21 protein-coding genes and 1 pseudogene are annotated in these 20,902 nt (G+C 65.3%); 21 read left to right on the top strand and 1 reads right to left on the bottom strand.

Features of this window, described 5'->3' with window-relative positions:
• Nucleotides 1-16 precede the first annotated feature (16 nt).
• The 14 genes and pseudogenes from ACPDZI_RS16815 to ACPDZI_RS16750 all read left to right on the top strand — a co-directional run bounded on the left by ACPDZI_RS16815 (nucleotide 17) and on the right by ACPDZI_RS16750 (nucleotide 13,690).
• Nucleotides 17-604, top strand: a complete 588-nt coding sequence (locus ACPDZI_RS16815) for a hypothetical protein (RefSeq protein WP_016351791.1) — start codon at nucleotides 17-19, stop codon at nucleotides 602-604.
• Entirely contained in the window at nucleotides 601-1,971 is a 1,371-nt protein-coding gene (locus tag ACPDZI_RS16810; RefSeq protein ID WP_438833511.1) for an AMP-binding protein, read from the top strand. The genes ACPDZI_RS16815 and ACPDZI_RS16810 overlap by 4 nt, the downstream gene beginning before the upstream one ends.
• A complete protein-coding gene (locus ACPDZI_RS16805) occupies nucleotides 1,955-2,326 on the top strand; it encodes a 3-hydroxyacyl-ACP dehydratase FabZ family protein (RefSeq protein ID WP_323967043.1) in 372 nt (123 codons plus the stop codon). Before ACPDZI_RS16810 ends, ACPDZI_RS16805 begins: the two co-directional genes overlap by 17 nt.
• The gene (locus tag ACPDZI_RS16800) at nucleotides 2,323-4,026 is read left to right on the top strand and encodes a glycosyltransferase family 2 protein (protein WP_438833510.1); all 1,704 of its coding nucleotides are present in this window, start codon (nucleotides 2,323-2,325) and stop codon (nucleotides 4,024-4,026) included. Before ACPDZI_RS16805 ends, ACPDZI_RS16800 begins: the two co-directional genes overlap by 4 nt.
• Nucleotides 4,013-5,575 (top strand): HAL/PAL/TAL family ammonia-lyase, encoded by a 1,563-nt coding sequence (locus ACPDZI_RS16795; protein ID WP_438833509.1) that lies wholly within the window; start codon nucleotides 4,013-4,015, stop codon nucleotides 5,573-5,575. Before ACPDZI_RS16800 ends, ACPDZI_RS16795 begins: the two co-directional genes overlap by 14 nt.
• A gap of 28 nt (nucleotides 5,576-5,603) precedes the next feature.
• Nucleotides 5,604-6,029, top strand: coding sequence for an acyl-CoA thioesterase (locus ACPDZI_RS16790; protein ID WP_323059308.1), 426 nt, complete (start codon nucleotides 5,604-5,606; stop codon nucleotides 6,027-6,029).
• Nucleotides 6,026-6,640 (top strand): outer membrane lipoprotein carrier protein LolA, encoded by a 615-nt coding sequence (locus ACPDZI_RS16785; RefSeq protein ID WP_438833508.1) that lies wholly within the window; start codon nucleotides 6,026-6,028, stop codon nucleotides 6,638-6,640. The genes ACPDZI_RS16790 and ACPDZI_RS16785 overlap by 4 nt, the downstream gene beginning before the upstream one ends.
• A 50-nt stretch (nucleotides 6,641-6,690) precedes the next feature.
• Nucleotides 6,691-9,039, top strand: a complete 2,349-nt coding sequence (locus ACPDZI_RS16780) for an MMPL family transporter (RefSeq protein WP_438833507.1) — start codon at nucleotides 6,691-6,693, stop codon at nucleotides 9,037-9,039.
• Nucleotides 9,036-9,593 carry a DUF3261 domain-containing protein gene (locus ACPDZI_RS16775; protein ID WP_438833506.1) on the top strand — a complete coding sequence of 186 codons (558 nt, stop codon included), beginning with the start codon at nucleotides 9,036-9,038 and terminating at the stop codon, nucleotides 9,591-9,593. The genes ACPDZI_RS16780 and ACPDZI_RS16775 overlap by 4 nt, the downstream gene beginning before the upstream one ends.
• Nucleotides 9,590-10,774 carry a beta-ketoacyl-[acyl-carrier-protein] synthase family protein gene (locus tag ACPDZI_RS16770; protein WP_438833505.1) on the top strand — a complete coding sequence of 395 codons (1,185 nt, stop codon included), beginning with the start codon at nucleotides 9,590-9,592 and terminating at the stop codon, nucleotides 10,772-10,774. The genes ACPDZI_RS16775 and ACPDZI_RS16770 overlap by 4 nt, the downstream gene beginning before the upstream one ends.
• Nucleotides 10,767-11,228, top strand: coding sequence for an ApeP family dehydratase (locus tag ACPDZI_RS16765; protein ID WP_043162006.1), 462 nt, complete (start codon nucleotides 10,767-10,769; stop codon nucleotides 11,226-11,228). Before ACPDZI_RS16770 ends, ACPDZI_RS16765 begins: the two co-directional genes overlap by 8 nt.
• 9 nt (nucleotides 11,229-11,237) lie before the next feature.
• A pseudogene (locus tag ACPDZI_RS16760) lies at nucleotides 11,238-11,964 on the top strand (3-ketoacyl-ACP reductase FabG2).
• A complete protein-coding gene (locus tag ACPDZI_RS16755; RefSeq protein ID WP_076360468.1) occupies nucleotides 11,961-13,187 on the top strand; it encodes a beta-ketoacyl-ACP synthase in 1,227 nt (408 codons plus the stop codon). Before ACPDZI_RS16760 ends, ACPDZI_RS16755 begins: the two are co-directional and overlap by 4 nt.
• A 164-nt stretch (nucleotides 13,188-13,351) precedes the next feature.
• Entirely contained in the window at nucleotides 13,352-13,690 is a 339-nt protein-coding gene (locus ACPDZI_RS16750; RefSeq protein ID WP_017409337.1) for a DUF2541 family protein, read from the top strand.
• 31 nt (nucleotides 13,691-13,721) lie between these two features.
• Here the strand turns inward: ACPDZI_RS16750 and mog are convergent, their stop codons facing one another.
• Complete coding sequence (gene mog, locus ACPDZI_RS16745; protein WP_438833504.1) at nucleotides 13,722-14,252, bottom strand: molybdopterin adenylyltransferase; 531 nt, start codon at nucleotides 14,250-14,252, stop codon at nucleotides 13,722-13,724.
• 398 nt (nucleotides 14,253-14,650) lie between these two features.
• On the opposite strand from mog, the gene ACPDZI_RS16740 reads away from it, so the two are divergent.
• The 7 genes from ACPDZI_RS16740 to proX all read left to right on the top strand — a co-directional run bounded on the left by ACPDZI_RS16740 (nucleotide 14,651) and on the right by proX (nucleotide 20,850).
• The gene (locus ACPDZI_RS16740) at nucleotides 14,651-14,992 is read left to right on the top strand and encodes a DUF3135 domain-containing protein (protein WP_073351432.1); all 342 of its coding nucleotides are present in this window, start codon (nucleotides 14,651-14,653) and stop codon (nucleotides 14,990-14,992) included.
• 235 nt (nucleotides 14,993-15,227) lie between these two features.
• Entirely contained in the window at nucleotides 15,228-16,025 is a 798-nt protein-coding gene (locus ACPDZI_RS16735; RefSeq protein WP_438833503.1) for a threonine/serine exporter family protein, read from the top strand.
• The gene (locus ACPDZI_RS16730; protein WP_011707143.1) at nucleotides 16,022-16,489 is read left to right on the top strand and encodes a threonine/serine exporter family protein; all 468 of its coding nucleotides are present in this window, start codon (nucleotides 16,022-16,024) and stop codon (nucleotides 16,487-16,489) included. The genes ACPDZI_RS16735 and ACPDZI_RS16730 overlap by 4 nt, the downstream gene beginning before the upstream one ends.
• Nucleotides 16,490-16,513: 24 nt before the next feature.
• Nucleotides 16,514-17,005 carry a type 3 dihydrofolate reductase gene (gene folA, locus ACPDZI_RS16725; RefSeq protein WP_268013578.1) on the top strand — a complete coding sequence of 164 codons (492 nt, stop codon included), beginning with the start codon at nucleotides 16,514-16,516 and terminating at the stop codon, nucleotides 17,003-17,005.
• A 502-nt stretch (nucleotides 17,006-17,507) separates the two neighbouring features.
• Complete coding sequence (gene proV, locus ACPDZI_RS16720) at nucleotides 17,508-18,704, top strand: glycine betaine/L-proline ABC transporter ATP-binding protein ProV (RefSeq protein WP_268013577.1); 1,197 nt, start codon at nucleotides 17,508-17,510, stop codon at nucleotides 18,702-18,704.
• Nucleotides 18,701-19,852: a glycine betaine/L-proline ABC transporter permease ProW gene (gene proW, locus ACPDZI_RS16715; protein WP_268013576.1), complete on the top strand. Its 1,152-nt coding sequence runs from the start codon at nucleotides 18,701-18,703 to the stop codon at nucleotides 19,850-19,852. The genes proV and proW overlap by 4 nt, the downstream gene beginning before the upstream one ends.
• Nucleotides 19,849-20,850 carry a glycine betaine/L-proline ABC transporter substrate-binding protein ProX gene (gene proX / locus ACPDZI_RS16710; protein WP_438833502.1) on the top strand — a complete coding sequence of 334 codons (1,002 nt, stop codon included), beginning with the start codon at nucleotides 19,849-19,851 and terminating at the stop codon, nucleotides 20,848-20,850. Before proW ends, proX begins: the two co-directional genes overlap by 4 nt.
• The last annotated feature ends 52 nt before the right edge of the window (nucleotides 20,851-20,902 follow it).

Here is a 20,902-nt window from a genome sequence, read left to right as displayed (position 1 = left end):
CGGTGCACGCCCTGCCATGATGCGCTGGCTCTCCTGGCTGGCCGGTGGTGCCCTGCTGCTCTACCCGCTGGCGGTCTACTGGGGGCTGACCCACGCCGGTCAGACCCCGCTGCTGCTCGGCTTGCTGCTCATCTTCTCGCTGCGACTCTTGCCCGGCCTGCTCAAGGGGCGGGTCCGGCTCGGCCCCTTGCCGGAGTGGCTCTGGCTGGGCCGCCTGCTGGCCTGCATCGGGCTGGGACTGACCCTGCTGTCGGCCCTGTTCAGCGCCCGGCACTGGCTGCTCTACTATCCGCTGGCGGTGAGCCTGGCGCTGCTCTGCTTGTTCGGCTGGAGCCTGACCCGTCCCATGAGCCTGGTGGAGCGGCTGGCCCGCCTGCAGGATCCCGCTTTGCCGCCGGCAGCCATCGGCTATACCCGGCGGGTGACCCAGGTATGGTGCGGCTTCTTCGTCATCAACGGCGCGCTGGCGGCCTTCACCATCTGGCACGGGGATCTGGCGCTCTGGAGCCTCTACAACGGCCTCATCAGCTACGCCCTGATGGGCGGTCTGATGGGCGCTGAGTATCTGGTACGCCGCCGCCTGCTCAAGAGGCTGGCCCCATGACCCTGCTGCAAACTATCTGGCAGCGGGACGGCGAGCGCGTGGTGGCGTTCGGCCCGGATGGCGAAGTGACCCTGGCCGAGCTGCGTCGCGGCAGCCAGCAGCTGGCGCTGGCCATGGCCCGTCTGGCTGGCCCAGATCGGCCCGGCATGCGCTGGGCACTCTGCTTCGATGACAGCCTGCTGTTTACTCAGGCGCTGCTCGCCTGCGCCCTCGGCGGGCACAGGGCCATCCTTCCGGGCCATCAGCGACTGGCCGGTCTGCAGGCGCTGCAGAGCGAGTTCGACGGCCTGCTCACCGACGGCGAGCTGCCGGGGGCGGCGCTCATGGCGACGCAGCTCAGGCTGCCGCTGCTGGTGGTGGATGACGAACCGGGGGTAGACGGCGCAACTCTGCCGCCCGAGCGCCTCGATCTCACCCTGTTCAGCTCTGGCTCCACCGGCGAGCCCAAGGCGATCCCCAAGGCCTGGCCCCAGCTGGAGGCGGAATTGCGGGTGCAGATGGCACTGTGGGGTGAACGGCTGGCCGACACCCGGGTGCTGGCCAGCGTCAGTCACCAGCACATCTACGGCCTGCTGTTTCGCATTCTGTTGCCGCTTGGCCTCGGCCGCCCCTTTGATCGTCGCAGCATCGACTACCCGGAGCAGCTGGCGCTGCAAACGGCCCCCTGGTGCCTGATCGCTTCCCCTGCGTTTCTGAGCCGGCTCGATCCGGCCATTGCCGCCGCCGGCTGCCGGTTGATCGTCTCCTCCGGCGGTCCCCTGCAACCGGGCGATGCCCAGCGGGCCAACCTGCTGTTCGGTCAGCTGCCGGTAGAGATCTTCGGCAGCAGCGAGACCGGCGGCATCGGCTGGCGCCAGCGCCACCTGGTACATACCCCCTGGACGACGCTGCCCGGGGTCGAGGTGCGGGTCGGCCCGGATCAGAGCCTGCTGCTGCGCTCCCCCTTCCTGCCGACGGCGGAGTGGCTGGCCTGCGCCGATCGCATCGCCTTGCACGAGGGCGGTTTCGAGCTGCTGGGCCGCCAGGATCGGGTGGTCAAGCTGGAGGAGAAGCGCATCTCCCTCGACGAGGTGGAGGCGCGCCTGCAGGCACTGGCGGAGGTGGAGGCAGCCGCCGTGCTGCCGCTGCAACAGGGCCAGCGCCAGATCCTCGGCGCCGTGCTGGTGCTGAGCGAATTGGGCGCCGCCCGCTGGGCCGAGCTCGGGCCCGGGCGTTTCTTGCTGGCCCTGCGCCAGCAGCTGCGTCCCTGGCTCGAGCCGGTCGCCCTGCCGCGCAGCGTGCGCCGGGTCGCACAGATGCCCGTCAACGCCCAGGGCAAGCGCCCCTGGCCACAACTCAAGGAGCTGTTCGATGAGCCTCTCGGTTGACTCTCTGCCAGCGAACACCTTGCCCACCGTGCTGGCCTGCGAGACGCTGGCCGACGGGGTGCGCCTGCAACTGCGGCTCGATCCCGATTTGCCCTGGTTTGCAGGCCATTTTCCCGGTGCGCCCCTGCTGCCCGGGGTTACCCAGATCCACTGGGTGATGCACTATGCTGCCAGCCTGCTCAAGCTGGCGCAGCCGTTTCACGGGGTGGATCAGCTCAAGTTCCAGCGCCCCCTGCGCCCCGGGGCCGAGTGCAGCCTGCACCTGCAGTGGCAGGCGGACAAGGGCCAGCTCCTCTTTCAGTACCTGCTCGGCGATGAGCCGGCGAGCAGCGGACGGGTGCGGCTGATCCCATGACGCCCTGCATTCTCATCCCCTGTTACAACCATGCCGGCCCGCTGGCTGCCGTGCTGGCACGGCTGGCCGAATACGGGCTGCCCTGCCTGCTGGTCGACGATGGCAGCGAGCCGGTCGCCGCCGCCGAGCTGGATGCGCTGGCCGCGCGTTACCCCTGGGTCACCCTGCTGCGCCACCCCCACAACCAGGGCAAGGGTGGCGCCGTGATGACGGGGCTGCGCCGCGCCCATGCACTCGGCTTCAGCCACGCCCTGCAGGTGGATGCCGACGGCCAGCACGATCTGGCGGACATTCCGGCCCTGCTGGCCGAGGCGGACAAGCACCCGGCGGCGCTTGTCTCCGGCCGCCCGCTCTACGATGATTCCGTGCCCAAGGGGCGCCTCTACGGCCGCTACATCACCCATGTCTGGGTCTGGATCGAGACGTTGTCGTTCGCCATCAAGGACAGCATGTGCGGCTTTCGGGTCTATCCAGTGGCGGCCACCTGCGCGCTGCTCGAACGGGTGGCGCTCGGCCGGCGGATGGATTTCGACACCGAGGTGATGGTGCGCCTCTACTGGGCCGGGGTGGCGGTGCGCTTCGTGCCGACCCGGGTCATCTATCCCGCTGATGGCAGCTCCCACTTCCAGCTCTGGCGCGACAACCGCGACATCTCCTGGATGCACACCCGGCTGGTGTGCCGCCTGCTGTGGGATCAGCTGCTGCGCCTCTGCCGCTGGCCCCGCCGCCTCGGCACCCGGGCGGCGCAGCTGTGGCGCGAGCGGCGCACCCACTGGTCACGCACCCCGGAGCGGGGATCGCTGCTCGGCATGCAGATCATGCTGACCAGCTATCGCCTGCTGGGGCGGCGCGGGTTTTCCCTGCTGCTCTATCCGGTCATCGGCTACTTCTGGCTGACCGGCCGCGCCCAACGGGAGGCATCCCGGGCCTATCTGGCCCGCCTCGAGCGTTTCGCCAGCGCGCAGGGCGTTGCGCTGACCGCCGAGCCGAGATCGAGCTTTCGCCATTTCCTGCGCTTTGGCGAGGCGGCGCTCGACAAGCTGGCCGGCTGGCGCGGCGACATCACCGAGCAAGAGGTGGAGCTGGTGGGGGCGGAGCACTACCAGACGGCCATCAACAGCGGTCAGGGCGTGCTGCTGCTGGGCTCCCACCTCGGCGATCTGGAGCTGTGCCGTGCCCTTGGCAGCCGTAAGCAGGGGCTGCGCATCAATGCGCTGGTGTTCACCCGCCATGCGGCCCGCTTCAACGCCCTGCTCAAACAGATCAACCCGGATTCGCACCTCAACCTGATCCAGGTGCAGGAGCTGGGGGCCGATACCGCCATCCTGCTCAAGGAGAAGCTGGAGCGGGGGGAGTGGGTGGTGATCGTCGGCGATCGCACCTCGGTGACCCGGGAGAAGCGGGTTATCTGGGCCGATTTCCTCGGCGCGCCGGCGCCCTTTCCGCTCGGGCCCTTCGTGCTCAGCAGCGTGCTGGGCTGCCCGGTCTACCTGATGTTCGGCCTCAAGGAGCAGGGCCGCTTTCGGGTGCATTTCGAACCCTTTGCCGACGGCCAACCCCTGCCACGGCAGGGGCGTCAACAGATTCTTGCGTCCCGGGTGCAGGCCTATGCCGATCGCCTGCAGCATCACTGCCTGCAGGCCCCGCTGGACTGGTTCAACTTTTTTGATTTCTGGCAGCTGACCGATGAACAAGAGTGAGATGAGACGGGTCACCTTCGGCGCCGAGCCGCTGACCATAGAGGATGTGGTGGCGCTGGCCGAAGGGCGCGCCACCCCCGCACTGAATCCGGATCCCGCCTTCATGGCCCGCATCCAGCGGGGCGCCGACTTTCTCGACCGGCTGCTGGCCGAAGAGGGGGTCATCTACGGGGTGACCACCGGCTACGGCGACTCGGTGACCCGGCCGGTGCCGACCGAGCTGGTGCCTGAGCTGCCGCTGCACCTGACCCGCTTCCATGGCTGCGGGCTGGGGGCGGATCTCGAGCTCGATGCCGCCCGCGCCGTGCTGGCGACCCGGCTCTGCTCGCTGGCGCAGGGGGTCTCCGGGGTCAGCCCGGCCTTGCTCGAGCGGCTCTGCTGGCTGCTGGAGCAGGATCTGGTGCCGCGCATTCCCGAAGAGGGGTCGGTGGGCGCCAGCGGCGATCTCACCCCGCTCTCCTACGTCGCCGCCGTGCTGGTGGGGGAGCGCGAGCTTCATCACGATGGTGTGCTGCGCCCCGCCTCCGAGGTCTATCGGGAGCTGGGGGTCACCCCCCTGACCCTGCGGCCGAAAGAGGGGCTGGCGCTGATGAACGGCACCTCGGTGATGACGGCGCTGGCCTGCCTCGCTTATGCCCGCACCGATTACCTGATGCGGCTGGCGACCCGGATCACCGCCCTGGTGAGCGTCGCCATGGGGGGCAACGCCTTCCACTTCGACGAGCGGCTGTTTGCCGCCAAGCCACACCCCGGCATGCAAGGCATCGCGGCCTGGCTGAGGGAAGATCTGGTGGCCGGCGAGCTGCCGCGCCACAGCGACCGGCTGCAGGACAGATACTCGTTGCGCTGCGCCCCCCATGTCATCGGGGTGGTGGCCGACAGCTTGCCCTGGTGGCGTCAGCTCATCGAAAACGAGCTCAACAGCGCCAACGACAACCCGCTGATCGACGGGGAGGGTGAGCATGTGATGCACGGCGGCCACTTCTACGGTGGCCACATCGCCATGGCGATGGACAGCATGAAAGCTGCTGTCGCCAACCTGGCCGACCTGCTGGATCGCCAGCTGGCCCAGCTGGTGGACAGCAAGTTCAACGGCGGCCTGCCGAGCAACCTCTCCGGCGCGCCAGAGGAGCGGCAGATGATCAACCACGGCTTCAAGGCGGTGCAGATCGGTGTCTCGGCCTGGACTGCGGAGGCGCTCAAGCAGACCATGCCCGCCAGCGTCTTCTCCCGCTCCACCGAGTGCCACAACCAGGACAAGGTGAGCATGGGCACCATAGCGGCGCGCGATGTGCTGCGGGTGCTGACCCTGACCGAACAGGTGGCGGCCGCCTGCCTGCTGGCGGCGGTGCAGGGGGTGGAGTTGCGCCTCGCCCGGCCCACCCCCTTCACCCGTCCGCTTGGCACGGCGCTGGCCGCCATGGTCGCGCAGGTGCGAGCCGAGTTTGCCCCGCTGCTGGAAGATCGGGGGCTCGAGCCCGAGCTGAGGGCGCTGATCGCCCGCATTCGCCAGCGTCACTATCCCCTTTATGGGCCGCACCGGGACTGAGACAAGGTCACTATTAATGAGACAACCCATGCAGAATGAACCCTGGCAGATCAGCACCGAGATCGAAGTGACCATCCCGTTCCACGACGTGGACATGATGGCGGTTGCCTGGCACGGCCACTACTTTCGCTACATCGAGCTGGCCCGCTGCGCCCTGCTCGATCTCATCGACTACAACTACCCGCAGATGGAGGCCTCCGGCTACCTCTGGCCCATCATCGACACCCGGATGAAGTACCTGGCACCGCTGCGCTTTGGTCAGCGGGTGCGGGTGCGCGCCACCCTGACCGAGTACCAGAATCGCCTGAAGATCGACTACCTGCTGAGCGACGCCGCGAGCGGTACCCGCACCAGCAAGGGTTACAGCATCCAGGTGGCGGTGAGCAAGGCGAGCGGCGAGATGTGCCTGGCTTCGCCCCAGGTGCTGCTGGACAAGCTGGGGGTGAAGCAATGAGCCGGCTGACAAGGCCACTGCTGGCCGGTCTGATCCTGCTGCTGACATGGCCGCTGCAGGCGGCGCCCCTGAGCCGGGCCGAGGTGCAGCAGATGCTGGCCCTGAGTCAGGCCAAGCAGGCCCGTTTCGATCAGGAGAAGCAGGTGGCGGGGTTGAGCCAGCCGCTCAAAGCCTCCGGCGAGCTGCTGCTGGTGCGCGATCAGGGGCTCTGGTGGCAGCAGCAGAAACCCTTTCCGCTGACCCTTGTCCTGACGCCGACGCGCATGGTGCAGCAGATGGCGGGTCAGCCCGCTACCGTCATCGACAACCCCCAGCTGCTGGAGTTCAGCCAGATGCTGCTGGCGCTGTTCGGCTCGGACGAGGCGACCCTGAGCCGCTACTTCAGCATCGATTTTCACAGCACGGAGACGGGCTGGCAGCTGGTGCTGGTGCCGACCCTGGCACCGCTCGACAAGGTGTTTGCCAGCCTCACCCTGAGCGGACAGGGGCAGCTGGATCAGCTGCTCATCGCCGACAAGCAGGGCGACAGCACCCGTATCCGTTTCACGGACTGGCGGGATCGCGCCCTGCCATTGACCCCTGAGGAGCAGGCCCGCTTTGCTGCCCACTAGCACGATGACGCGCCAGTGCGGCGCCCCCGCCGGGACGAGGAGAGCTCCTCTTGCTGCAAGCTGAAACCACCTGGCGCCGGCTCGGCACTCTCTGGATCTGGCTCTGCCTGCTGTTGGCGGCGGTGCTCGCCTGGCAGTTGCCCCATAGTCGTATCAACACCAGCCTGATGGATCTGCTGCCCCACGAGTCCCGTAGCGATCTGGACCCGGCCCTGCAGCAGGGGCTGCTGCAGCAGCTCGACCGCCAGCTGGTCTGGTTGCTGAGCCTGCCCGCCGGCCAGGACGGACGGGCCGCCGCCCAGTTCTGGGTGGCGCAGCTCGGCAAGCTGACCGCGTTCTCCCACATCAAGGGCTACCAGCCCGAGCTGGCCTCCGCCTGGCAGCGCTATCTGCACGAGCTGGCCTGGCAGCGGCTGGATCCGGCGAGCCGGGCGCGGCTGGCCGAGGGGGCCGAGGGCTGGAGCCAGTGGGTGCTCGGCCAGATCTACTCCCCTTTCGGCGGCGTCTCCCGCGCCGAATGGCAAAACGATCCCCTGCTGCTGACCCGGGCCGGGGTGCTGGCCGAGGCCCGCGGCCCCATGCAGCTCAAGGAGGGCTGGCTGGTGAGCCGGGACAAGGCGGGCCGCGACTGGTACATGGTGCGCGCCGAGCTGGATCTCTCCGCCTTCGACATCCAGCGCAACCAGGCGCTGCTGAGTGAACTGGCCGGGGCCGAGCAGCGCCTCGCCGAGGCTTATCCCGGCGCCGAGCTGCTGCGCCGCGGCACGCTCTTCTACAGCCAGCATGCCAGCAATCTTGCCCAACAGGACATCTCCACCATAGGGCTGGGTTCCATGGTCGGGGTCATCCTGCTGATGTGGGGCGTGTTCCGCTCGACCCGGGCGCTGCTGCTCTCCCTGCTGCCCATCGGTGTGGGATTGATGTGGGGGCTCGGCACAGTGCTCATCCTGTTCGGCGAGATCCACATCTTCACTCTGGTGATCAGCAGCAGCCTCATCGGTATCGCCATCGACTACGCCATTCACTTCCTGTGCGAGCGGCGGCTGCATGGCGACAACGAGACGCCACACCAGACCCGGCTCAAATTGCTGCCGAGCCTGTCGCTGGCGGTGCTGACCACCCTGATCGGCTATGGCCTGCTCTGGTTCGCCCCCTTCCCCGGCTTGCAGCAACTGGCGGTGTGCGCGTTGGCGGGGCTGTTCAGCGCCTTCATCACGGTACTTTGCCTGTTTCCGCGTTGGGCCGGCCCGCTGCCGACAAGGCCGCTGCGGGGCCAGCGCTGGCTGCTGGGCTGGCTTTTGGCCTGGCAGCAGCGTCCGCTGGTGCGCATCGGTTTGCCGCTCTGCTGTCTGCTGCTGGCAGCACTCGGCATCAGCCAGCTGCAGGTGGATGATGATATCCGCCGGCTGCAACCCTTGCCGGTGGCGCTGCAGGGGCAGGAGCAGCGGATCCAGGCTCTCACCGGCCAGCAGGGGGGCATGCAGGGCTTGCTGGTGACGGGGGCGGACGGCGAACAGGCACTGCAACGACTGGAACGGCTCGATGGCCGGCTGGCCGAGCTGAAACAGCGCGGAGCGCTGCAGGATTTTGTCTCGCTTGCCCGCTGGTTGCCTTCGCTGGCGCGCCAGCATGAGGATGCCGCCGCCATCCGTACCCTGCTGCCCGAGGTGGTGAGCCGGCTCAAGGCAGCCGGTCTGCCGCTGCAGGTGCCTACCCGCGAGCCGCACTGGCTGACCCCGGTCGCCTGGCTGGCCAGCCCGGTCAGCGAGGGGAGCCGCCTGTTGTGGCACGCCTTGGCCGATGGCCGCGTCGCCATCTGGGTGCCGCTGGTGGGGGTGGCAGATGAAGGGGCTTTGACGGCGCTGGCGGCGGCCGAGCAGGGAGTCTACTGGCAGGATCAGCGCAGCCAATGGAGCCAGCTGTTCGCCCACTACCGCATCAAGCTGGCGGAGCTGCTGTCGGTAGCCATCGCGCTGGTGGCCTTGCTGCTGTGGCGGCGGATGGGGGCGGCGCGGGCGGCCCGGGTGCTGCTGGTCAACCTGATTGCACTGGCCATGGGGCTGGCGCTGCTTGCCGCCTGTGGCCAGCCGCTCACCCTGTTCGGGGTGCTGGCGCTCAGCCTCATTTTCGGCATCGGCATCGACTACGGCCTCTTCCTTGCTCACAGCGGCAACCAGGTGGCGCACCAGAGCTCCACCCTGCTCGCCATCTTGCTGGCCAACCTCACCACCCAGCTGGCTTTCGGTCTGCTGGCGCTGAGTCACACCCCCGCCATCGCGGGCTTTGGTCTGGTGCTGAGCGGCGGTATCTTTACCGCCTTCCTGCTCTCGCCCCTGGTGCTGGACCGGGTGCGACCGCAGTTGCCGGGGCCGCATGGCCGGGAGCCAACCTCATCATGAAAGCCTTGTTCATATTCATCGTCTTGCTGCTGGCTGGCTGCAGCAGCCAGCCGACTCCCACCGCCTATCTCGACAAGGGGACCGTCATGACGCTGCCGGCTCCCGTGCTGGCAGCCCCCTTCTATCGCCAGCAGCTGCTGACCGCCAGTGTGGGGGAGAGCACTCACCAGCTGATGACGGTGCTGGAGGCTGACGGCCGCCAGCTGATTTTGGTTGGGCTGACCCCGAGCGGGGTGCGGCTGTTCCTGGTGCGCTATGACCAGCAGGGGATTTCAACTCGCCAGCTCAGCCCGCTGCTCACTACCGGCATACCGCCGGTGAGCCAGGTGCTGGCGGATGTGATGCTCTGCTACTGGCCGCTGGCCAGCTGGCAGCCACAGCTGCCACCGGGCTGGACGCTGCGCGACGAAGGGCCGCTGCGCCGGCTGCGCGCCCCCGACGGCACTTTGGTGACCGAAATCCGCTACCGCGACGCCGACGGCGTGCGCGAGCCGGTCGGCCTGCAGCAGCATGTATTCCACTACCGTCTGCAACTGGAGACCCTGAACCAATGAGCTGTTATATCGCCGCCTATGGCCTCGTCTCGGCATTAGGGACGGGGCGTGATGCCAGCGCCGAGGCGCTGCTGGCCTGGCAGCAGTCGGGCGTGAGCCCGCTGGATCGCCACCGGGCGCCGCTGTTGGATGGCCGGCTGACCCCGGTGGGGCGGGTGGAGGGGGAGTTGCCGGCCATACCGGTGGCGCTGGCTCCCTATGCTTCGCGCAACAACCAGTTGCTGCTGGCGGCGCTGGCCCAGGTGCGGCCCGCCTTCGACGAGGCGCTGGAAACGTTTGGCCCTGCGCGAGTGGGGTTGGTGCTTGGCACCAGCACCGCCGGGATCGGCGAGGCCGAGCTGGCGGTTGCCGCCGCCCGGCGCGGGGAGGCTGTGCCGCCCGCCTTTGACTATCGCCAGCAGGAGTTGGGCTCGCCGTCGGAATTTCTGGCCCGCCATCTCGGCCTGACCGGGCCGGCCTGGACTATCTCCACCGCCTGCTCCTCCAGCGCGCGCGCCTTCATCAGCGGCCAGCGGCTGCTGGCGGCCGGGCTGGTGGACGCCGTGCTGGTGGGTGGCGCCGACAGTTTGTGCGGGCTCACTCTCAACGGTTTTGACAGTCTGGAGTCCCTCAGCTGTACGCGTTGCCAGCCGTTTGATGAGGCGCGCCAGGGGATCAACATCGGCGAGGGGGCTGCGCTGTTTCTGCTGAGCCGCACGCCTGCGCCGCTGGCGCTGCTGGGGGTGGGGGAATCGTCCGATGCCTGGCATATCTCGGCGCCCCATCCCGACGGTATCGGCGCCGAGGCGGCGATGCAGATGGCGCTGGCCCAGGCGGGCCTGACGCCGGAACAGGTGGGTTACGTCAACCTGCACGGCACCGCCACCCGTCTCAATGACGCCATGGAGAGCCAGGCGGTGCATCGGCTGTTTGGTGTCGAGGTGCCCTGCAGCTCCACCAAGCCGCTCACCGGTCATGCCCTGGGGGCGGCGGGGGCCATCGAGGCGGCGCTTGCCTGCCTGCTGCTGGAGCGCGCTCTGCCGCTGCCAACCCAGCGGGTGGCCACGGCGGATCCGGCGCTGGCGCCCATCCGGCTGGTGAGCGGCGAGGTGCCGCTGGCGGTGCCCCGGGTGCTCTCCAACTCCTTTGCCTTCGGTGGCAACAACGTCAGCCTGCTGCTTGGGAGCGTTCACCATGAATGAGCCAAGTTCACTGCCCGCCATCGAGACCCTGCTGCCCCACCAGGCCCCCATGCTGCTGCTGGACCGGCTCTGCGCGGCGGATGCCCAGCAGGCGCGCTGCGAGACCCGAATCGGTGCCCGCCATGCCCTGCTGCTGGATAGTGAGGGCAACCTGCCCGGCTGGGTAGGCATCGAGCTGATGGCGCAGACCATCGCCGCCTGGGCCGGCATGCAGGGGCGTCTGCGCGGCGAGCCGGTGCGCATCGGCATGCTGCTTGGCAGTCGCAAGTATCGCTGCCTGCGCCCCGCCTTTGCAGCCGGCAGCCTGCTCACCATAGAGGCTTACTGCCTGTTGCAAGACGGCGGCATGGCCAGTTTTGATTGCCGGATCCTGCTGGCGGGGGAGGAGTGCGCCCAGGCGCGACTCTCCACCTACCAGCCGAGCCCCGGCGAATTGTCCGATTTGTTAGCCTGAGGAAGCTTCATGATCTCTAGCGTATTGGTCACGGGCGCCAGCAAGGGGATAGGCCGCGCCATCGCCCTCAAGCTGGCGGGCCGACGGTTTTTCCATCGTGGTGCACTACCACAGCGATCGGGCCGGGGCCGAAGCCACCCTGGCCAGCCTGCAGGCGGCCGGTGGGCAGGGGCGCCTGCTTCAGTTCGACATCGCCGATCGGCAGGTCTGCCGGGCGCGGCTGGAGGCCGACATGGCCGAGCACGGTGCCTATTACGGCGTGGTCTGCAACGCCGGCATCATCCGTGACGGTGCCTTCCCCGCCCTCACCGACGAGGAGTGGGACGGGGTGCTGCACACCAACCTGGACGGCTTCTACAACCTGCTCAAGCCCTGCATCATGCCGATGATCGGCCTGCGCCGGGGTGGGCGCATCGTGACCATCTCCTCGGTGTCCGGGCTGATGGGCAACCGGGGCCAGGTCAATTACAGCGCCGCCAAGGCGGGCATCATGGGGGCCACCAAGGCGCTGGCGCTGGAGCTCGCCAAGCGCAAGATCACGGTCAACTGCGTGGCCCCCGGCCTCATCGACACCGGCATGGTGGATGAAGAGGTGAAGGCGGAGGCGATGAAGCTGATCCCGCTCAAGCGGATGGGGCAGGCCGACGAGGTGGCCGGTCTGGTCTCCTACCTGATGTCCGACATCGCCGGCTATGTCACGCGCCAGGTCATCTCCATCAACGGAGGCATGGTATGAAGCGGGTTGTGGTGACCGGCATGGCCGGGGTGACCGCCTTCGGGCAGGATTGGTCGAGTGTGCGGGCCCGCCTGCAGGCGGGGCGCAATGCCGTGGTGAACATGCCGGAGTGGGCCATCTACGACGGCCTCAACACCCGGCTGGCGGCCCCCATTCCGGACTTCACGCTGCCGGCCCACTATCCGCGCAAGAAGACCCGCGCCATGGGACGGGTCTCGGCACTGGCCACCGTCGCCACCGAGCTGGCGCTGGCGCAGGCGGGATTGCTGGACAACCCGGTGCTCACCGACGGGCGTACCGGCATCGCCTACGGCTCCTCCACTGGCAGCACGGATCCTATCCGCGCCTTCGGGGTCATGCTCAACGACAAGAGCACTGCCAGCATCACGGCCACCACCTATGTGCAGATGATGCCGCACACGGCGGCGGTCAACACCGGGCTGTTCTTCGGCCTGCGCGGGCGGGTCATCCCCACCTCCAGCGCCTGTACCTCCGGCAGCCAGGGCATCGGCTACGCCTATGAGGCGATCAAGCACGGCTATCAGACCCTGATGGTGGCTGGCGGGGCGGAGGAGCTCTGCCCGTCGGAGGCCGTGGTGTTCGATACCCTGTTTGCCACCAGCCAGATGAACGACAACCCCGAATTGGCGCCACGCCCGTTTGACCGGCAGCGGGACGGGCTGGTGATAGGCGAGGGGGCCGGCACCCTGGTGCTGGAGGAGCTGGAACATGCGCAGGCGCGCGGCGCCACCATCCTCGCCGAGCTGGTGGGCTTTGCCACCAACTGCGATGCCGCCCACGTGACCCAGCCCCAGCAGGAGACCATGCAGCTTTGCATGGAGATGGCGCTGGCCCAGGCCGGGCTCGCGGCCGCCGACATCGGCTACATCAGCGCCCACGGCACCGCCACCGAGCGCGGTGACATCGCCGAGAGCCACGCCACCGCCGCCATCTTTGGCGACCGTACCCCCATCTCGTCGCTCAAGAGCTACTTCGGCCACACCCTGGGAGCCTGTGGCGCCATCGAGGCCTGGCTGGCGCTGGAGATGATGCAGGAGGGGTGGTTTGCTCCCACCATCAACCTGACCGAACCGGACCCGGCCTGCGCCCCGCTCGATCACGTTGTGGGCAGCGGCCGCACGCTGGCGGTGGAGTACCTGATGTCCAACAACTTCGCCTTCGGCGGCATCAACACCTCCCTCATCTTCAAACGCTGGTCCTGAGTGTCGGTGCCCTGCCTGGCAGGGCACCGGTACAGGCTGGGTTTAGCCTTGATGAATTAATATGCCCCCCGTTTTTTTCGGGAGGCATCATGTCTTTGTTATCTGGTTTTTCTTGTGCCGCCGCGCGGCTGCGTGTCCTGCAGGGCGTTCTGTTATCCAGCTTGTTGTGGGCGCTGGCCGCCCCCGCCATGGCCGATGATGAATTTCGGCTGGGCAAGACCATTCTGCTCGGGGTCGGCGATCATCCCGCCATCATTCCCATGCTCGCCTGCCGGCCGACCAAATCCATCATGGTCAAGGCTGGGCGGGAATTGACCCTGGAGCGGGTCAAGGTGTTTTATGGCAACGATCGCAGCAAGACCCTCTATTTCGACAAGGATCTGAAAGAGGATCAGGAGTCGGGGTGGAAATCCCTCGGCAGCCGGCTCTGCATCAAGCGGATCGAGGTGTACGGCAATTCGGAAGGGAGCAAGGCCGGGGTCAAGGTATACGGCCGCAAATAAGCAAAGGGCGGGGCAAATCCCCGCCCAGCCTTTATTTCTTCGGACGAAACGGCTTGATGACGGTCTCGTCGCACTCGAGATAGGGGCCTTCCATCAGGTCGATGCAGTAGGGGATGGCGGGGAAGACCGCATCCAGGCACTCACGGATCGACTTGGGTTTGCCCGGCAGGTTGACGATGAGCGAGCTGCCGCGCAAACCGGCGGTCTGGCGCGACAGGATGGCGGTCGGCACGAACTTGAGGGATTCGGCCCGCATCAGCTCGCCAAAGCCCGGCATCATGCGATCGCACACCGCTTCGGTGGCCTCCGGGGTGACGTCCCGCTTGGCCGGCCCGGTGCCGCCGGTGGTGACGATGAGGTTGCACTGCTCCTGGTCCGCCAGCCGGATCAGGGTCGCTTCGATCTGTTCCTGTTCATCGGGGATCACCTGATAGACGGGCTCCCACGCCGAGGTCAAATATGCGTTCAGCGTGTCGATGATGGCCTTGCCGGACAGGTCTTCGTAGATGCCTGCACTGGCGCGATCGCTGACGGTGACGATACCGATTTTTGCCTTGCTCATGGTCTGCTCTTGGTTGCCGCTATAAGTGGCAAATAAAATAACATAATCAGCAAGATATGTTAAACCAGCCGGATGGTGGCGTGAAGGCGAGCGTCAAATGGCAAGCCATATTGGCAACCTCCTTTCAATAAGACATAACATAGGCATATTGCCGTGCCAAAAATGTATAAACGAACCCGCCATCGATATTCAGGAATAATCGGTTGATCCATAACGAATAACCCGCCTGAGGTCCGGCTGCGCCGTCATCTTTTGGCGCAAGAGGAGGGGAAAGCGGGCCCGGCGGATTGAACCGCGGCGGGGTTCGGCTTATATAACTCCATATGCGATTGGTGAAAATATGAACCGATTGTTGTTGTTTGAGTATCACCATGCAGCGGCTGGCCGCGGGAGGGCATATGGAGTTGCCTGATTTTGATACCTTGAAACGGTTGGCGGTGGCGGAGCCCGAGCGGCTTGACGAGTTGCTGCAGCAGCAGATTGAGGGGCTGATCGACCGGGTCAGCCCGCAGCAGCAAATGCGTCTGCGCGGTCTGCAATTTCGCATCGACTGCCAACGTCAGCTGGCCAAAAACAACCTGGACAGCTGCATCCGGATTGCCGCCATGATGCACGACTCCTTTTATTCCATGCGCTGTGAAATGGTTCATCTCAATAATCCTGATTATGCTGAACCACTGCCGGAATATAAGGAGAACAATGTTCTCTATTTCAGCGATTATTACCGCAAGAAAAAATAATATTATTCCCGAGTAATTATCAAAATATATCTCCGTTATTCTGCGCAGTTGCCGGGTGAGGCTGGTTGACGAACGTTGAACAGTTTGGCGTGATTTGTAATCCATTTGATGTATTTTTGTGTCGCCTTTTATTTTATTTGAGTTTGGTTATTGGCGTGATATGTGTAGATGTATGGCGCCGATTGTTAGGCTAATATGGCGAGACTTTTTTAATTTGCTACGACTCGAAGGGATTATGAGAAGTATCACACCAAGACGGGTGCTGTCGCGGGAGCAGCAGACGGAGATCACCCGCATTATCGTCAAGGTGGGCCAGATGCTGGCCCAGTTCGGCGCCGAGAGTCGCATCATCGAGCAGACCACGGTCCGGCTCGGCACGGCGCTCGGGCTGGAGAGCGTCGAGATGGCCATCTCCTCCAGCGCCATCGTGCTCACCAGCCTCTATCAGGGCAGTTGCGTCACCACCACCCGGCGGGTGCGCGAGCATGGCATCAACATGCAGGTGGTGTGCGAGATCCAGCGTATCTGCATCATGGCGGAGAAGGAGCTCATCGGCGCGCGGGAAGTGCGTCAGCGGCTCGATGCCATAGTGCCGTTTCACTATCATCCCTGGCTGGTGGTGCCCATGGTGGGGCTCTCCTGCGGCGCCTTCAGCCTGCTGTTTGGCGGCGACTGGCCCATCTTCCTGGTGACCTGCTTCTCGGCCTCGGTCGCCATGCGGGTGCGTCAGCTGATCGCCCGCCATCATCACAGCCCCCTCATCAACTTTGCCGTCACCGGTTTCATCGCCACCCTGCTCGCCTCCAGCGCCACCTTCTTCAACTGGGGGGCGCAGCCCTATCTCGCCATGGCGGCCAGCGTACTGCTGCTGGTACCGGGCTTTCCGCTCATCAACGCGGTCTCCGACATGGTGAAGGGTTACTTCAACATGGGGCTGGCCCGCTGGGGCACGGCGACCCTGCTGACCATCAGCGCAGCGATAGGGATTATTCTCGCCATGTCGGTGACCGGTATCTGGGGGTGGAAGGTATGATGGATTTCATCTGGCTGCTGGCCAAGGATGCCTTCTGGTCGGCCATTCCGGCGGTGGGGTTTGCCATGCTGTTCAACGTGCCGCCACGGATGTTGAAGTACTGCGCCATGGGCGGCGCGCTGGCTCACAGCCTGCGCACCCTGCTGATCCATCAGGGCATGCCCATCGAGTGGGCCACCCTGGCGGCGGCGACCACGGTCGGCTTTGTCTGTGTCTACTGGTCGCGCCGGCTGCTGGCGCCGCGCCCGGTGTTCAGCGTTGCCTCCATCATCCCCATGATCCCGGGTAGCTATGCGTTCAAGGCGATGATCGCGGTGGTGGAGCTCAATATCTCCGGAGTGACGATGGAGCTTATCCAGAGCGCGGTGGAAAACGGCCTCAAGGCGCTGTTTATCGTGGGGGCCCTCAGTTTCGGTTTGGCGATCCCCTCCCTGGTCGTGTACCGTAACCGCCCCATTATCTGACCGACGGTTCGAGAGGTTGACCCCATGATGATTTCCATGATTGCCGCCATGGCCCACGATCGGGTGATAGGGCTGGACAACCAGATGCCCTGGCACTTGCCGGCGGATCTGGCCCACTTCAAGCGGGTGACCCTGGGCAAGCCGGTACTGATGGGGCGCAAGACTTTTGAATCCATCGGGCGGCCGCTGCCTGGCCGCCGCAATCTGGTGATCAGCCGCAACCCCGACTACCGGGCCGACGGCGTGGAGGTCATCGACTCGGTGGAGGCGGCGCTGGCGTTGCTGACCGGTAGCGACGTGGCCGAGCTGATGGTGATCGGGGGCGGTCATCTCTACGGCCAGCTGCTGCCACGGGCCGACAGGCTCTATCTGACCCGCATCGATCTGGCGGTGGAGGGGGATACCCGCTTCCCGGCCTTCGATGAGGGCGACTGGTCGTGCATCGAGCGCGAGTCACATCAGCCCGACGAGAAGAACCCTCACTCCTATTGTTTCGAGACCTGGCAGCGGCGCTGACGGGCGACGTTAACTCGCTGGCAGATAAAAGGCCCCTTGTGCTGCACAAGGGGCCTTTTTGTTGTCCGTAGCTGCCGCGCGAGGGATGAATGGCGGTGTTAATCAGGGCATCGATTGACCCGCGCCCTCTCTGTTTTTCTCCCTAAAGCGGATTTCAAAAATAATTAGCTGTCTAATTATTTTGTTGCCCTTGGCAGATACGCGCGATTCCTTCCTTGTCTGGCGCGTTTTTTTGACCTTTTCCTGGCTTTATTCCTCAATAAATCCGGCATCATGATTGAATTTGTTTGCATTTAATGGCTTGGTACAGGGTCTTGTATCACCTTAGGATTAATTTTTATGGTGTTAAATAATCTTTAAAAATCAATAGATTATGATTTTGTCTTTTTGTTTGGACTCTTTTGGTTCTTTTGTTTTGGTTGTAAATTACTTAGTGTTAAAAGTAATTGGCTCACGTTCGACGGTTTGCCAGGCAAGTCGTCGGCCAAGAAAAAAGGACAATATGACAGTCAAACTCGAGGTTAAATCACTCTACAAAATCTTCGGCGATCAGCCGGAAAAAGCGTTCAAATTGCTGGCGAAAGGGCATGACCGCGCCAGCATCCTGCAAAAAACCGGGCAGACCCTGGGAGTCCAGGATGTCAATCTGGCCATCGACGAAGGGGAGATCTTCGTGGTGATGGGCCTCTCCGGCTCGGGCAAATCTACCCTGGTGCGTCTCTTCAACCGGCTGATCGAGCCGACCCGCGGTCAGGTGTTGATCGATGGCGAGGACATCGCCGCCATTTCCGACAGCGAGCTGCGTCAGGTGCGACGCAAGAAGATCAGCATGGTATTCCAGTCCTTCGCCCTGATGCCGCACCTGAGCGTGCTGGAAAACACCGCCTTCGGGCTGGAGCTGGCCGGAGTACCGCTGACGGAGCGCCAGCAGAGCGCCCGTCAGGCGCTCCATCAGGTGGGCTTGGGTCAGTGGACTGATGCCTTCCCCGATGCCCTCTCTGGTGGCATGAAGCAGCGGGTCGGCCTGGCCCGCGCACTCGCCAATGACCCCGACATCTTGCTGATGGACGAGGCTTTCTCCGCGCTGGATCCGCTGATCCGCACCGAGATGCAGGATGAGCTGCTCAAGCTGCAGGCCAGTCAGCAGCGCACCATCGTCTTCATCTCTCACGATCTGGACGAGGCGATGCGCATCGGTGATCGCATCGCCATCATGCAGGACGGCCAGCTGGTGCAGGTCGGCACCCCGGACGAGATCCTCAACCAGCCCGCCAACGACTATGTGCGCGCTTTCTTTCGCGGGGTGGATCTGGCCAACGTGTTCAGTGCCCGCGACGTGGCCAGCCGCAAACAGATGCCGCTCATCAAGAAACACACCACCGACGGGCCAGGCAACGCCCTGCGCCAGCTCAAGGAGCAGGAGCGGGAGTTCGGTTACGTGGTGGATCGCCGGCGTCGCTTCATCGGGGTCGTCTCGGTGGAGTCGCTCGGTCAGGCGGTCAGGGCCAAAGGCAGCCTGGAGCAGGCGCTGCTGGCTGACATCCAGCCCATTCTGGCGGACACCGCCCTCAACGAACTGATCAGCCAGGTGGCGGCCGCCCCCTGTCAGGTGCCCGTGGTCGAGGAGGATGGCACTTACCTGGGCCTCATCTCCAAGGCCAACCTGCTGAACACCCTGGACAGGAGTACCCCGGCATGAAGCGGATGAATCCCCATTTTTTACTGAGCGGGCTGCTGGCCCTGGTGCTGCTGGCGAGCCCTTCCCTGCGTGCCGATGAGGTGGCAGCCGACCCCTGGGGGGCCAGTGCGGCGGCTACCGAGGTTGCCGATCCCTGGGGCAGTATCGACACTGAGGCTACCGACTGGCAGAACCAGATCGAGGCGGTTGACACCACTGCCGCCGTCGACTGGCTGGATCCCTTCCAGCAGGCGCTGGTGCCGCTGGATAGCTGGGTCGAGGGCGGCATCGGCTGGCTGGTGGACAACCTGCGTCCCGTGTTTCAGCTGATCCGTGCGCCGGTGGAGCTGGCGCTGGGTGGCATGACCCATCTGCTGCAGACGGTGCCCTCCACCCTGATGATCGGCCTGCTGACCCTGATCGCCTGGCAACTGGTGAACGGTCGCATGGCGCTGGGAACCCTGTTCTCACTGGTGGTGGTGGGACTGATCGGCGCCTGGTCCGATGCCATGGTAACCCTGTCGCTGGTGCTGACCTCGCTGTTCTTCTGCGTGCTGATCGGGCTACCGGTCGGCATCCTGCTGGCGAGGAGCGAGCGGCTGTCGCGCTGGACCCGGCCGCTGCTGGATGCGATGCAGACTACCCCGGCCTTCGTCTACCTCATCCCCATCGTCATGCTGTTTGGCATTGGCAACGTGCCCGGGGTGGTGGTGACCGTCATCTTCGCGCTGCCGCCGATGATCCGGCTGACCATGCTGGGCATTCGCCAGGTGCCCGCCGATCTGGTGGAGGCGGCCCACTCGTTCGGCGCCAGCCCCTCCCAGCTGCTGTTCAAGGTACAACTGCCGCTCGCCATGCCCACCATCATGGCCGGGGTCAACCAGACCCTGATGCTGGCACTCTCCATGGTGGTGATCGCCTCCATGATCGCGGTGGGGGGCCTCGGCCAGATGGTGCTGCGCGGCATCGGCCGGCTCGACATGGGGCTCGCCTCCATCGGCGGCCTCGGCATCGTGCTGTTGGCCATCGTGCTCGACCGCCTGACCCAGGCGATGGGACAGCCGGATCGCAGCCGTAGCGGCCGCTGGTATCAACGCGGTCCCGCCGCCCTGCTGCTGCGCCTGCGCGGCCGCGACAAGTCTATCGATTACAAAGGAGTAAATGCATGAGACTCATCACCAAGACGCTGACCCTGGGTTCCCTGCTGTTGAGCTCCCAACTGCTCGGCCCGCTCGCCATGGCCAGCACCGAGCTGCCGGGGGAGGGTGTGCGCGTCCAGCCCCTGCAGAGCTCGCTGCCGGAGGAGAGCTTTCAGACCCTGCTGGTGAGCAAGCTGATGGCGCGCCTCGGCTATGACGTCCAGCCGGCCCAGGAGGTGGACTACAACGTGGCCTACGCCTCGGTGGCGCAGGGGGATGGCACCTTCCTCGCGTTCAACTGGATACCGCTGCAAAACAACAAGTATGAGCAGGCGGGGGGTGACAAGGTGTTCTTCCGTGAGGGTACCTATGTGGCCGGTGCCGCCCAGGGCTATCTCATCGACAAGCAGACTGCGACCCGCTACGGCATCACCAGCCTGGGTCAGCTCAAGGACCCCAAGCTGGCGGCGCTGTTTGACGGCGATGGCGACGGCAAGGCCGACCTGGCGGGCTGCAACCCGGGTTGGGGCTGCGAAGAGGCGATCAACCGTCATCTGGCCGGCTTTGGTCTGACCCCGACCGTCACCCACAAGCAGGGCAACTACGCTGCGCTGATCGCCGATACCCGTGCCCGTTACCAGGCCGGCAAGCCGGTGCTCTACTACACCTGGACCCCCTACTGGCTCAGCAGCGAGCTGGTGCCGGGCAAGGATGTGGTGTGGCTGGAGGTGCCCGCCGACGGCCCTGATGCGGCCAAGACCCGGCTGCCGAACGGCAAGAACTACGGCTTCCCGGTCAACACCATGCACATCGTCGCCAACAAGCACTTCGCCGAGGCCAACCCGGCAGCCGCCAGGCTGTTCTCCATCGTCAAGCTGCCGCTCAATGACATCAACGTCCAGAACGGCCTGATGAACAAGGGGCAGAACAAGCCGGCGGACGTGGAGCGTCACGCCGACGCCTGGCTCAATGGCCACGAGGCGCTGGTGAACGACTGGCTGGCCCAGGCGCGCGCCGCCGCCAAGTAACGAGGGGCGGTAGCTCGCTCTTTGCGCAAATAAAAACGCCCGGCAGTTACCG

Origin of the sequence: Aeromonas oralensis, assembly GCF_049665575.1 — a bacterium.
Taxonomy (GTDB): domain Bacteria; phylum Pseudomonadota; class Gammaproteobacteria; order Enterobacterales; family Aeromonadaceae; genus Aeromonas; species Aeromonas hydrophila.
Note: the sequence above shows the minus strand (reverse complement) of the source record. Positions and strands in the feature narration are given on the sequence as shown.

Coding starts and splice junctions, on each gene's coding strand:
- ACPDZI_RS16815 (WP_016351791.1), top strand. CDS start 17: ATGATGCGCTGGCTCTCCTGGCTGGCCGGTGGTGCCCTGCTGCTCTAC.
- ACPDZI_RS16810 (WP_438833511.1), top strand. CDS start 601: ATGACCCTGCTGCAAACTATCTGGCAGCGGGACGGCGAGCGCGTGGTG.
- ACPDZI_RS16805 (WP_323967043.1), top strand. CDS start 1,955: ATGAGCCTCTCGGTTGACTCTCTGCCAGCGAACACCTTGCCCACCGTG.
- ACPDZI_RS16800 (WP_438833510.1), top strand. CDS start 2,323: ATGACGCCCTGCATTCTCATCCCCTGTTACAACCATGCCGGCCCGCTG.
- ACPDZI_RS16795 (WP_438833509.1), top strand. CDS start 4,013: ATGAACAAGAGTGAGATGAGACGGGTCACCTTCGGCGCCGAGCCGCTG.
- ACPDZI_RS16790 (WP_323059308.1), top strand. CDS start 5,604: ATGCAGAATGAACCCTGGCAGATCAGCACCGAGATCGAAGTGACCATC.
- ACPDZI_RS16785 (WP_438833508.1), top strand. CDS start 6,026: ATGAGCCGGCTGACAAGGCCACTGCTGGCCGGTCTGATCCTGCTGCTG.
- ACPDZI_RS16775 (WP_438833506.1), top strand. CDS start 9,036: ATGAAAGCCTTGTTCATATTCATCGTCTTGCTGCTGGCTGGCTGCAGC.
- ACPDZI_RS16770 (WP_438833505.1), top strand. CDS start 9,590: ATGAGCTGTTATATCGCCGCCTATGGCCTCGTCTCGGCATTAGGGACG.
- ACPDZI_RS16765 (WP_043162006.1), top strand. CDS start 10,767: ATGAATGAGCCAAGTTCACTGCCCGCCATCGAGACCCTGCTGCCCCAC.
- ACPDZI_RS16755 (WP_076360468.1), top strand. CDS start 11,961: ATGAAGCGGGTTGTGGTGACCGGCATGGCCGGGGTGACCGCCTTCGGG.
- mog (WP_438833504.1), bottom strand. CDS start 14,252: ATGAGCAAGGCAAAAATCGGTATCGTCACCGTCAGCGATCGCGCCAGT.
- ACPDZI_RS16740 (WP_073351432.1), top strand. CDS start 14,651: ATGGAGTTGCCTGATTTTGATACCTTGAAACGGTTGGCGGTGGCGGAG.
- ACPDZI_RS16735 (WP_438833503.1), top strand. CDS start 15,228: ATGAGAAGTATCACACCAAGACGGGTGCTGTCGCGGGAGCAGCAGACG.
- ACPDZI_RS16730 (WP_011707143.1), top strand. CDS start 16,022: ATGATGGATTTCATCTGGCTGCTGGCCAAGGATGCCTTCTGGTCGGCC.
- folA (WP_268013578.1), top strand. CDS start 16,514: ATGATGATTTCCATGATTGCCGCCATGGCCCACGATCGGGTGATAGGG.
- proV (WP_268013577.1), top strand. CDS start 17,508: ATGACAGTCAAACTCGAGGTTAAATCACTCTACAAAATCTTCGGCGAT.
- proW (WP_268013576.1), top strand. CDS start 18,701: ATGAAGCGGATGAATCCCCATTTTTTACTGAGCGGGCTGCTGGCCCTG.
- proX (WP_438833502.1), top strand. CDS start 19,849: ATGAGACTCATCACCAAGACGCTGACCCTGGGTTCCCTGCTGTTGAGC.